The sequence below is a fragment of the Cyanobium sp. ULC065 genome (assembly GCF_977927515.1).
Genome location: NZ_OZ376393.1, coordinates 2,381,695 through 2,391,403 on the forward strand (window position 1 = coordinate 2,381,695; position 9,709 = coordinate 2,391,403).

The following is a 9,709-nucleotide window of genomic DNA, read 5'->3' on the forward strand; positions in this document are numbered from 1 at the left end:
ATGGTGGAGTTCCCTCAGCTTCCCTCCCATCCCCTCCTGCCATGCCAGAGGCTCCGGCCAAGGCCACCAACCGCCTCCGCCACAATCCGCTCTGGACCCGGGCCTTCCACAGCTTCAACCTGCTCGTGCTGCTGGTGATGGCCGCCAGCGGGTTGCAGATCTACAACGCCAATCCCGTCTTCGGCGGCCGGGGCGGGGCCACCGTTCCGGAGCTTTTCACCCTGGGCGGTTGGCTAGCTGGCGGTCGCGACTGGCACTTCGGCTTCATGGGTCTCTACGCCCTCAATCTCGGCGTCTGGATCGCTTTGCTGATCCGGCAACGCCGCCAAAAGCTGGCGGACCCCGGTGACATCGGCACGCTCAGGGCCAGCCAGAACACCACCAAGCGGCGGCTCTCGGCCCACAGGCTGGTGTACACCCTGATGCTGATCCTGCTGGCCTTCGGCCTGATTACGGGCCTGGCCATGTACAAACCCGCCCAGTTCTGGTGGCTCTCGGGCCTGTTCAGCTTCGGAGAGGTGTTCGGTGCCACGAGCTGGCAGACCCTGCGGATCAGCCACCTGGCCACGATCCCCGCCATCGCCTTGCTGACGCTCACCCACGTGCTGCTCTCCTGGCGGATCGGCGGCCTGAGGCTGCTGCGCTCGATGTTCGCCTGATGGCATCAAAAGTTCCCATGACCGATCCAGTCCGCTTTAACCGTCGCCAGTTGCTTGGTCTGGGTGTGAGCAGCGGCTCCTCGCTCCTGCTGGGGGGCTGCGCCCTTAATGGCTTCAGCGAAACGGTGGGTAACGTTACCCAGCCGCTCAACGAGCGGATCGAGGCGTTGATGCAGGGCAAGGGCCCGGTGCCGTTGTTCCGCCGGGATCAGGTGGACCCCAAGCATCTGCTGGTCAACAGCTTCAACGGGGTGCCCCAGCTGGATCCCGCCTACTACCGACTGCGGGTTGACGGCCTGGTGGGCCGGCCCCTGAGCCTCGACCTGCCGGCACTGGCAGCCCTGCCCCAGCACGAGCTGGTCATGCGCCACGTCTGCGTGGAAGGCTGGGCGGCGATCGTGGCCTGGTCAGGGGTGCGCCTGGCCGATGTGCTTGCCCTGGCGGGGATCTCCAGCCTGGGCGGCTACCTGGCCATCGACTCCGCCGACCAGTACTTCGAGACCTGGGACATCGCCTCGGCCCTGCACCCCCAGACCCTGCTGGCCACCGCCATGAACGGTGCACCTCTGCCGGCAGCGAATGGGGCCCCCGTGCGCATCGCCACGCCGATCAAGCTCGGCTACAAGCTCAGCAAGTGGGTCACGAGTCTGAAGGTGATGGCCAGCCTGGAAGAGCGCCGCGGCACCTGGGAGGACCAGGGCTACGAGTGGTTTGCTGGGCTGTAAAGCGCAGCCACAACCAGCTATTTGAGCAACTGGGAGAATTGCCGCTTCAGCTGGGCGAGTTTGGGCAGATCATGCACTACAACGTAAGGATTGAAGGGGTTGTGGGCGATGTAATCCTGGTGATAGGCCTCTGCCGGATAAAACGCCTGCAAGGGAACCACCTGGGTGACGATCGGGCGTGGGAACACCTTCCTGGTGCGCAAAGCGGTGATTGAGGCCCTGGCCGCCGTCTGCTGGGACGGGGTGGCAAAGAAGATGGCGGAGCGGTACTGCCTGCCGACATCCGGGCCTTGGCGGTTGAGCTCGGTGGGGTCATGGGCAACGGAGAAGTAGATGCTCAGCAGTTGGGCGTAGCTCACCACTTTCGGGTCGTAGGTGATCTGCACCGCTTCGGCATGGCCCGTGCTGCCTGAACTCACCTGCTGGTAATCGGCGCTGGCTTTGGTTCCACCGGCGTAGCCAGATACCACGTGCGACACACCGCGGACGCGCTCGAAGACCGCCTCCACCCCCCAGAAGCAGCCCCCGGCCAGAACCGCCATTTGGGTGGAACCTGGCTTGGCGGAGGTGGATGGGACCGCTGAACTGGCAGCGAACATGCCCGGCAGGGCCCAGAGGCCGAGTGCGGCGACGGCGACAGAAACGGACAGGCGCATGGGGGTGGGGAACGTCCTCTTGGATTACAGGCGAGGGGAACGTTTGGATGGATCAAAGCCAACAGCGTGCGGAGGCTCGCCGATCAAGTGGGTGCGGTGCAAGGCATCCAGATCGACCCTGAGGAGCCCGTTGGCGTCCTCGGACACAAGATCGTCGAACACATGCCCTTCGAGGATGTCGTCAATCCGGTAGTGGTGCAGTTGAAGCAGCGGGGAACCGGTCACCTCGTCGGTGCCTTCCACCAGCACCAGCATGGCCGCGCTGGCCCGCCGGATCGCCTCCATGCCATGGCTAACAATGGGTCTGTCAGCGCCCAGGCTGTGGCTGAGAACGGCGGTCACATGGAGCTACAGGACACCCGCAGCCAGTAAGTGGGATCCCCGGTCACGAACCGACAGCTGAGATGGCAACCGGGCGAGCAACTCAGGCAGCGGTTGCGGCTGAACCGAAGCGGGGCATCCACCTTGGTGAAGTGCAGAAAGAACAGACCGGTGACCATGGCGTAGGTCAGCAGGCCGGCGATCCGCTGCAATGCGGCCAGGCCAAGGGTGTAGATCAAGGTGACCCGGGCGGACTGGAAGCTGGTACTGAACAGGTTCTGAAGCGAGAACACCACACTCGAAGACAGGCCCATGGCCCCTTCCCCCTCAAGGTGGCGGCCGTCCAGTTGAAAGGCCAGCGCGAAGATCGCCACCTCAGCAAGGTAGAGGCAGGTCATGGGCAGGAAGAACACCGGCTAGGGCATCCGCAATGCCATGGACACCGGCTGCCGCCAGAGGCTGGTCCAGGGGCTGCGCTGGTGACCGAGGGTCAGGCGCTGTCGCCGCGATAAAGAACGCAGGAGGGTGCCAATCGGAGTGGAGGTACCCTTCGCGGTTCAAGGCTTAACCAGGCCGGCGGGCACCGAGCTGAAGCCACCCTCCCGAAGCAGCTGCTGGATCGTCTTCTCTGATTTGGCATAGGCGCCTTCCCCGAAGTGGGTGCCGCGGATGCGGCCCTGGGTGTCGATGAAATAGAAGGCTGGCCAGTAGGTGTTGTTGAACGCCTTCCAGATCGCAAAGTCGTTGTCGATCACCACCGGGTAGGTGATTCCGAGTTTCCGGGTGGCCTCCCGAACATTGGCAAGATCGCGCTCGAAGGGGAATTCCGGTGCGTGCACACCGATCACCACCAGGCCATGGTCCTTGTACTTCTGGGCCCAGGCGCGCACGTGAGGGAGGGTCCGCACGCAGTTGATGCAGGAATAGGTCCAGATGTCTACCAGCACCACCTTGCCCCAGAGCTGATCACGGGTGAGTGGGGGCGAATTCAGCCACACCGCCCCCTTCGGGAAGGGCGGCAGAGTGCCCAGAACGGGCAGCGGACTCGCCGCAAGGGCGGTCGCCACGGCCCGTGGATCAACGGGAATCTTTGCGAGCAGGGTCTTCTCAACAGCATTGGTGTCCGCCAGGGGGAAGCGGGCCAGGGAGGCCTGCTCCAGGCCAAGGGCGATCGCTCCCACGCTGATGATCACCGCACCCCCTAGGGCCCGGCGCAACCAGGCGGTGGTTTGAAGGGAACGCCGCAGGATGTTGGCCATGCGCCCACCGGCGAGCAGGGCAATCGCCAGACAGGTGCTGGCGCCGGCGGCATAGGCCAGCAGCAACAGGGCCGTGCTGGCAGGCGCACCCTGGAGCGCCGCGCCGGTGAGCACCAGACCAAGGATCGGGCCGGCGCAGGGCGCCCACAACAAGCCGATCGCCACCCCCAGCAGAGCTGATGAAGCTGCCTTTGCCCCGGAGCTTCGGGCCTGATCCGAGCGTCGCGACAGCCCCTGGCCCAGCCGCACCAGCGGTTGGCTGAGCCGGTCGGCCACGGCGGGAAACAGCAGCGCTAACCCGAACGTGCCCAACACGAGCAGGGCTGCCATCCGCCCGAACTGGTGGGCCCGCCCCACCCAGCTTCCCCCCACCACGGCCAGAACGCCAACGGCGGTGAAGGACAGCGCCATCCCGACCAGGAGGGGCAGACCCCGGAGGTGGAACGGTCGCCCGGCCCCGGTGAACACGAACGGCAGTACAGGCAGGATGCAGGGGCTCAGGATCGTCAGCGCACCGGCCACGAAGGCCAGGAGCAGCAGGGCCATGGCGTTGTTGGCAGTGTGGATTCAAGGGGGGCTCATGGGGTGGGAGACGCCGGAGCCGGGGCCGGGCAGGTTCTCGCCACGAAATCACAGCTGTAGAGGGTGGCTTTCTGCCAACTGAGTGGGATCTCGAGCAGATCCCTGGGTCCGCTGATCCCCTGTGCCAGGAAGATCAGGGCCGCCATGGCGTTGGCACTGACATGCAACCGGCGCCAACGCAGATGCTTGTGGATCTCAGGCCGGCAGGACACCGAGAACAGCATCAGACCTGTGAGACCCACGCCACCCCAGAAGTGCGACTGCCAGAAGGCAGGGTCGAACGGATTGTCGCTGAGCCGGAAGACCTCCGGCTGCAGCCCCAGCCCGATCACCCCCGCCCAGCAGAGCAGGGCGAAGCTGGCCCGATAGGCGGGCCGCTTGACCCGCCAGAGGGCCGCCAGGGCGACCCCGGAGCCGACCAGCACCAGCAGCAGCAACGCCAGCCGCGAACCACCCCCTTCGAAGGCGGAGAGGGGGTGCTTGGTGGCGATCACCACTGCCTCGGCCAGCAGCACGATCGCCACCACCGAACCCGCCAGCCACTTGCCAAGATCCGCGTGATCACGGCCGACGGTGGGCGGATGCTTCGCTTGGGTGAGGCGGCGGTCCCGGGTCTGCTGCGCCAGCCGCAGCACCATCCCGAGCAGGGGGTAGACGAGCACCACAGCCAGGGCTGGGTGAAGCAGCCAGAGCCAGTCGACGGTTTGCATGGCTCAGGGCTTCAGGGGGGCCCAGGCCATCGTGGCGTTGAACTTCTTGCACCAGATCAGCACCGAACCCTGCTTGCTCAGGTCGATCGAGGCGGGGATCACATAGCTCTGGGCGCCAGCGGCGGATTTGAGCGAGGCGAGGATCGTGTAGCTGCCGGCCTTGAGGGGATAGCCGGGGGCCTTGGTGCTCGCCAGGGGGGTGGCCGACGGGCTGAAGATCACCTTTAGGTCGGGGGCCATGTCGTTGGTCTTGAAATCGCTGCTGAGCACCAGCACCTGCTTGCCGGCTTCCTTTTTGATCTGGAAACTGCCGCTGACGGGCGCCTCGGCCTTGCGGAAGCTGCCTTTGGCCATCGCGCCGGCCGGGGCCATCATCTTCTCCTGCTTCATCATGCTCTGCGCATGAATGGGAATGGCGGAACCGCCGAGCATGGCCAGGGCCAGGGCGCCGACCAGAGTTGTCTTGAGAGCCGTCATGACGGTTGCAAACAGAGTGGGAAAGCCAAGGCCATGAACCGAAGCGGCATGGTCCTCAGACCTTCTCTGTACCGATGAGCGCTCCGATCGGATTGGCGCTGAAGCATCCGGCTTGGCGCCGCGTTCTGCCCATCGGCCTCTACGTGCTGCTCAAGGGACTTGATGCCACAGTGCTGAAGGGCCTGCAGGCCTATGGCCACAGCCACTCTGTTCTCGGCGAAAACCCGATCAGCTTCTGCAACGTCTTCTTCTTCGCCCAGCTGGCGGTGGGGCTGACGACGCTGCTGCCGGGGCGGCGTGACCTCACCAGGGTGCTGCCAAACCTGTCTCCGGACGACCGGAGGCTGCTCGTGACCCACGCCTTCCTGGGGATGTTCCTCGGACCGGTGGCCTACTACCAGGCGCTCCAGTCGTTATCAGTGATCAGCCAGACGCTGCTGTTCGCCATGGTGCTGCCGGGGGCGGCTCTGCTGGCCCGCTGGCTGCTGCGGGAATCCCTGCCACGGGCGTTCTGGCTCAGCCTGGCGCTGATCGCCGCCGGCCTGCTGCTCCCCCAGATCACCAGGGCGGCCATGGGAGGCCCCATGGACGACCTGCAGGGCCTGGCCTGGGGGTGGTGGGGGTAGTGGCATTCAGTGGGGCCGCGGTGGCAGGCCGCACGATCGCGGGCCGGGGCTGGCCCGCGGCCCTCTCGATCGGCGTTGGGTCGACCATCACGGCGCTGGTGTTCGCGGTGATCGCCCTAGTGCTCTTCGGCCCGCACCACTTCCTGTTGCTGCAGCTCTGGTGGGTAGTGGGGGTGATCCTGATCTATGCCCTCTCCCTCTCCCTGGGCAGTGAACTGGCCCTGCGGCTGGCCTACCGCCGCTGCAGCGTGGCCACCGTTGCACTCTGGGGCAGCCTCACGATCGTGGTGGCCATCGCCAGTGCTGCCCTGCTGCTAGGGGAGCCGATCCACACGGCCACAGCCGCCGGCATCGCGCTATTGCTAGGCGGTGTCTGGATGGGCCGGCGGCCGAATCAATCCGATCCTTCCCCTCGCCGGTAAAGGAGAACGACGGCCAGGGAGCAGCTGATTCCGTGGAACTGCCCCCCTCCGATCCCGATGCGCCTGCCTGGAGCCAGGCCGAGCAGGGGCATTTGGATCACCCCCCACCGTTCGACGACCTGGGCGCGCTCTATGACGCCTGCGGCAGTGCGGTCTATCGCCTGGCGCTGCGGCTGAGTCGGTCGAGCCAGGAAGCGGAGGACCTCACCCACGACGTCTTCCTGCGCTACTGGCAGCAGGGCCGCTACGAACCGGCGCGGGGCCCGGTGCTGGCCTATCTGCTGCTGTTGACCCGCTCGATGGCGATCAACCGGCTCAACCAGCGCCGCAACCGCTGGCAACTGCTGCAACGCTGGTCGGAACAGTTGCTGCCGGCGTCGGTGACGAGCCCCCAGGACAGCGCCGAGCAGAGCAATCTGGCCGAGCGGGTAACGGCGGCGCTCGCCGCGATCCCCGCCAACCAGCGACAGGTGCTGGAGCTGGCCTATTACGAGGGCCTGAGCCAGTCGGTGATCGGAGAGCGGTTGAAGCTGCCCCTCGGCACCGTCAAGACCCGCTCCCGCCAGGGCCTGATCCGCCTGCGGGAGCTGCTGATCGACTTCGGGAACGAACCATGAATCCTCACTACCCCACCTCGGCGGACGACACTCCGTTCCCCGATCGCTTCGCGGTCGACGCCCTGCTGGCAGGCCATGCCCTGGGCGATCTAGATGCGACCGAAAGGGAGCAGCTGGCCGCTCTGTTGCTGCAGCACCCTGAGTTGCGGCAACGGCTGGAGGAATTTCAGACCACTCTGGAGCTGCTGCCCCTGGCCTTGCCGCCCACGGCCCCACCACCGCGGCGGTTGCGACAACGGCTGCTCGATCGGCATGGCGAGGTGCAGGACGGGAGGGAAACTGATCGTGGGCAGCGGAGGCGGGTGGAGTTCCCCGATCTCTGCGGCTGGCTGGTGCCGGCCCTGATGGGGATCGCGCTGCTGGGGCTGGGAGTGCAGCTGCAGCAGACCCGCCAGCAGCTGGCCCGGATCGAGCAGCGGGTCACGGCCCGTGTCGAAACCCCTGCAGCCCCCAATCAGGAAAGTCGCCGCATGGCGCTGAAGCCGGTGGATCCGCTCATGCAGGCTTCCGGTGAGGTGATGGTGACTGGCAACCCCACCCACAACGTCCTGATGCTGAACGATCTACCGCCACTGCCACCCCACCACGTCTACCGCCTCTGGGCCAACGTCGATGGACAGAAGGTGGGCTGCGTCGCGTTCGTGCCAACGGGGCAGGGACACGTGGCGATGTTGATCCCCACGATGCCCACCAGCGTGGCCACCAGTGTGAGCGTGAGTGTGGAAACCGATCAGGTGGGTGCCAGTCCCACCGGACGCGTGGTTCTCAGCAGCAGCATCTGAAGCCTGGCAACGGGCCCCACACGCTCGATCAAGATCAGGGAGCGAAGGAATCAGGCTCCTCCTGGCAATCAGCTTGCTGCTGAGAATCAGCCTGTTGCTTGATCAGGCTGGAACTGATCGAGCAGCCGAACCAATGCCAAGCCGACCACCATCAGGTCGAGGTCGAGGTCGAGGTCGATCCGTCGCGGATAGGCGTCGCCGGGTTGGTGGCCGACAGCGATCACCAGAGTGGGAACCATCTGGGCAACACGTTGGGGTCACTACACCAACGGACTGTCCTGAGCCGGGCCGCTCCAGGCGATCCCAGCCAGATCCGCCACCTCCCGGTGCCAGCTGGCCAGGTCGTTCCTGGAGAAGCCGCGCAGATGGTCGTGGCCACAGGCCCGTGCCAGCACCTGCATCAGTGCCACCGCCGCCTGCAGGAACCTGGCCAGCCGCTGGCCCGCATGCTCCACCTCCAGCCGGCGGCGCAGCTGTGGATCCTGGGTGGCGATGCCTGCCGGACAGCGGTTGGTGTGGCAGATCCGGGCGCCGACACAGCCGATCGCCTGGATCGCTGCATTGGCCAGGGCGATCCCATCAGCCCCGAGGGCCAGGGCCTTGACGCAGTCGGCCGGAGTGCGCAGGCCTCCGGTGGCGATCAGGGTGACGCGGCCGCTGGCGCCCCGGCGGTCGAGGTGGGCCCGGGCCCGCGCCAGGGCAGGGATGGTGGGCACGCCGATGTGATCGCGCAGCAGCAGGGGAGCGGCGCCGGTGCCGCCGCCGCGGCCATCGAGAATGAGGTAATCAGCGCCGGCCTCAAGGGCGAAGTCGAGGTCGGCCTCGATGTGCTGGGCACTGAGCTTGAAGCCCACCGGAATGCCACCGGTGAGTTCCCGCACCCGATCGGCGCAGGCGCGGAAATCACCTGGCGTATGGAGATCGACGAAGGTGGGAGGTGAGTGGATCGGCTGGCCTTCAGGGATGCCACGGATGGCGGCGATGCGGGCGGTGACCTTGCTGGCCGGCAGGTAGCCGCCGCTGCCGGTCTTGGCGGCCTGGCCAGCCTTGAAATGGAAGGCCTGCACGTGTGGCAGCAGCTCCTCCCGGTAGCCGAACCGGGCCGGACCGAGCTCGAAGAGGTAGCGCCGGTTGGCGGCCTGCTCCTCCGGAAGCATCCCGCCTTCCCCGGAGCAGATGCCCGTCCCGGCCCGCTCGGCCCCGGTGGCCAGGGCCAGCTTGGCCTCCTCGGAGAGGGCCCCGAAACTCATGTCGGAGACCAGCAGAGGTATCTCCAGCCGCAGGGGTCGCCGCGCCTGGGGGCCGATCACCAGCTCGGTGCCCACCGCCGCCTCACTCGGCAGGGGCTGGCGGGCCAACTGGGCCACCAGGATCTGGATGTCATCCCAGAGCGGCAGCTGGGAGCGCGGCACGCCCATGGCCGCCAGCGGCCCCTCGGGGCCCACCCGATCGAGGCCGTGCTCGGCAAGCTCATGGATCAGCACCACGTTGGGCTCTTCCGGCGTGGGCTGGGGCGTCGGCATCGCCTCAACCAGCTCGGGCTTGGGCTCATCCGCGTGGACGCTGTAGAGCGATCCGGCCGGATCGGCCGGCACCCGGCTGTGGCTGCCGTCGCAGTAAGGCGGAGTGGCGGTCTGCTTGCAGCGGCACAGCACGGCGCTGCCGCTCGTTTCGGCCACGAAGGCCAGGGGGCTGAACCCGGTGCCCTGATGGGAGCCGTCGCAGAAGGGCTGGTCAGCCGACCTTCCGCAGGCGCAATAGAAGTACTCCTTTCCCTGCTCCAGTTCCACGCTGATGGGGGTGCTGGCAGCAACCATCGGTGCTGGCATCGAGCTCAGGCGTACGACACGGGCCGGTGGCCCACCATTCAGTG

Annotated in this window: 14 protein-coding genes; 6 read left to right on the forward strand and 8 right to left on the reverse strand. The window is 66.6% G+C overall.

The annotated features are described in order from the left end of the window. Nucleotides 1-41 precede the first annotated feature (41 nt). Both ACXMDP_RS11710 and ACXMDP_RS11715 read left to right on the forward strand, forming a co-directional pair. Nucleotides 42-659, forward strand: coding sequence for a cytochrome b/b6 domain-containing protein (locus ACXMDP_RS11710; RefSeq protein ID WP_457766892.1), 618 nt, complete (start codon nt 42-44; stop codon nt 657-659). Nucleotides 660-676: 17 nt separating this feature from the next. Beyond that, the gene (locus tag ACXMDP_RS11715) at nt 677-1,384 is read left to right on the forward strand and encodes a molybdopterin-dependent oxidoreductase (protein ID WP_457766893.1); all 708 of its coding nucleotides are present in this window, start codon (nt 677-679) and stop codon (nt 1,382-1,384) included. A gap of 17 nt (nt 1,385-1,401) precedes the next feature. Here ACXMDP_RS11715 and msrA read toward each other — a convergent pair whose 3' ends face one another. From msrA to ACXMDP_RS11745, 6 genes are all read right to left on the reverse strand, one after another. After that, entirely contained in the window at nt 1,402-2,040 is a 639-nt protein-coding gene (gene msrA, locus ACXMDP_RS11720) for a peptide-methionine (S)-S-oxide reductase MsrA (RefSeq protein WP_457766894.1), read from the reverse strand. Between the two features lie 24 nt (nt 2,041-2,064). After that, the gene (locus tag ACXMDP_RS11725) at nt 2,065-2,382 is read right to left on the reverse strand and encodes a hypothetical protein (RefSeq protein ID WP_457766895.1); all 318 of its coding nucleotides are present in this window, start codon (nt 2,380-2,382) and stop codon (nt 2,065-2,067) included. After that, complete coding sequence (locus ACXMDP_RS11730) at nt 2,379-2,759, reverse strand: hypothetical protein (protein WP_457766896.1); 381 nt, start codon at nt 2,757-2,759, stop codon at nt 2,379-2,381. Before ACXMDP_RS11730 ends, ACXMDP_RS11725 begins: the two co-directional genes overlap by 4 nt. Before the next feature lie 159 nt (nt 2,760-2,918). Further along, nucleotides 2,919-4,166: a cytochrome c biogenesis protein DipZ gene (locus ACXMDP_RS11735; protein ID WP_457766897.1), complete on the reverse strand. Its 1,248-nt coding sequence runs from the start codon at nt 4,164-4,166 to the stop codon at nt 2,919-2,921. Nucleotides 4,167-4,198: 32 nt separating this feature from the next. Beyond that, on the reverse strand, nt 4,199-4,912 hold the full coding sequence (locus ACXMDP_RS11740) for a DUF4079 domain-containing protein (protein WP_457766898.1): 714 nt from the start codon (nt 4,910-4,912) through the stop codon (nt 4,199-4,201). A 3-nt stretch (nt 4,913-4,915) separates the two neighbouring features. After that, entirely contained in the window at nt 4,916-5,389 is a 474-nt protein-coding gene (locus tag ACXMDP_RS11745; RefSeq protein ID WP_457766899.1) for a DM13 domain-containing protein, read from the reverse strand. Nucleotides 5,390-5,463: 74 nt separating this feature from the next. Between ACXMDP_RS11745 and ACXMDP_RS11750 the strand changes: the two genes are divergently transcribed. The 4 genes from ACXMDP_RS11750 to ACXMDP_RS11765 are packed head-to-tail and all read left to right on the forward strand — an operon-like array spanning nt 5,464 to nt 7,836. Beyond that, the gene (locus ACXMDP_RS11750) at nt 5,464-6,015 is read left to right on the forward strand and encodes an EamA family transporter (protein WP_457766900.1); all 552 of its coding nucleotides are present in this window, start codon (nt 5,464-5,466) and stop codon (nt 6,013-6,015) included. Nucleotides 6,016-6,035: 20 nt separating this feature from the next. After that, nucleotides 6,036-6,437: a hypothetical protein gene (locus tag ACXMDP_RS11755; RefSeq protein ID WP_457766901.1), complete on the forward strand. Its 402-nt coding sequence runs from the start codon at nt 6,036-6,038 to the stop codon at nt 6,435-6,437. 32 nt (nt 6,438-6,469) lie between these two features. Next, the gene (locus ACXMDP_RS11760; RefSeq protein ID WP_457766902.1) at nt 6,470-7,054 is read left to right on the forward strand and encodes a sigma-70 family RNA polymerase sigma factor; all 585 of its coding nucleotides are present in this window, start codon (nt 6,470-6,472) and stop codon (nt 7,052-7,054) included. Then, a complete protein-coding gene (locus ACXMDP_RS11765; protein WP_457766903.1) occupies nt 7,051-7,836 on the forward strand; it encodes an anti-sigma factor domain-containing protein in 786 nt (261 codons plus the stop codon). The genes ACXMDP_RS11760 and ACXMDP_RS11765 overlap by 4 nt, the downstream gene beginning before the upstream one ends. Before the next feature lie 86 nt (nt 7,837-7,922). On the opposite strand, the gene ACXMDP_RS11770 is transcribed toward ACXMDP_RS11765, so the two are convergent. After that, on the reverse strand, nt 7,923-8,075 hold the full coding sequence (locus ACXMDP_RS11770) for a hypothetical protein (RefSeq protein WP_457766904.1): 153 nt from the start codon (nt 8,073-8,075) through the stop codon (nt 7,923-7,925). 21 nt (nt 8,076-8,096) lie between these two features. After that, a complete protein-coding gene (locus tag ACXMDP_RS11775; protein WP_457766905.1) occupies nt 8,097-9,653 on the reverse strand; it encodes a glutamate synthase-related protein in 1,557 nt (518 codons plus the stop codon). Nucleotides 9,654-9,709 lie beyond the last annotated feature (56 nt).

What these genes read in the sequence shown, in the direction of transcription:
- ACXMDP_RS11710 (WP_457766892.1), top strand. Translation starts at nt 42, where the DNA reads ATGCCAGAGGCTCCGGCCAAGGCCACCAACCGCCTCCGCCACAATCCG.
- ACXMDP_RS11715 (WP_457766893.1), top strand. Translation starts at nt 677, where the DNA reads ATGACCGATCCAGTCCGCTTTAACCGTCGCCAGTTGCTTGGTCTGGGT.
- msrA (WP_457766894.1), bottom strand. Translation starts at nt 2,040, where the DNA reads ATGCGCCTGTCCGTTTCTGTCGCCGTCGCCGCACTCGGCCTCTGGGCC.
- ACXMDP_RS11730 (WP_457766896.1), bottom strand. Translation starts at nt 2,759, where the DNA reads ATGACCTGCCTCTACCTTGCTGAGGTGGCGATCTTCGCGCTGGCCTTT.
- ACXMDP_RS11735 (WP_457766897.1), bottom strand. Translation starts at nt 4,166, where the DNA reads ATGGCCCTGCTGCTCCTGGCCTTCGTGGCCGGTGCGCTGACGATCCTG.
- ACXMDP_RS11740 (WP_457766898.1), bottom strand. Translation starts at nt 4,912, where the DNA reads ATGCAAACCGTCGACTGGCTCTGGCTGCTTCACCCAGCCCTGGCTGTG.
- ACXMDP_RS11745 (WP_457766899.1), bottom strand. Translation starts at nt 5,389, where the DNA reads ATGACGGCTCTCAAGACAACTCTGGTCGGCGCCCTGGCCCTGGCCATG.
- ACXMDP_RS11750 (WP_457766900.1), top strand. Translation starts at nt 5,464, where the DNA reads ATGAGCGCTCCGATCGGATTGGCGCTGAAGCATCCGGCTTGGCGCCGC.
- ACXMDP_RS11765 (WP_457766903.1), top strand. Translation starts at nt 7,051, where the DNA reads ATGAATCCTCACTACCCCACCTCGGCGGACGACACTCCGTTCCCCGAT.
- ACXMDP_RS11770 (WP_457766904.1), bottom strand. Translation starts at nt 8,075, where the DNA reads ATGGTTCCCACTCTGGTGATCGCTGTCGGCCACCAACCCGGCGACGCC.
- ACXMDP_RS11775 (WP_457766905.1), bottom strand. Translation starts at nt 9,653, where the DNA reads ATGGTTGCTGCCAGCACCCCCATCAGCGTGGAACTGGAGCAGGGAAAG.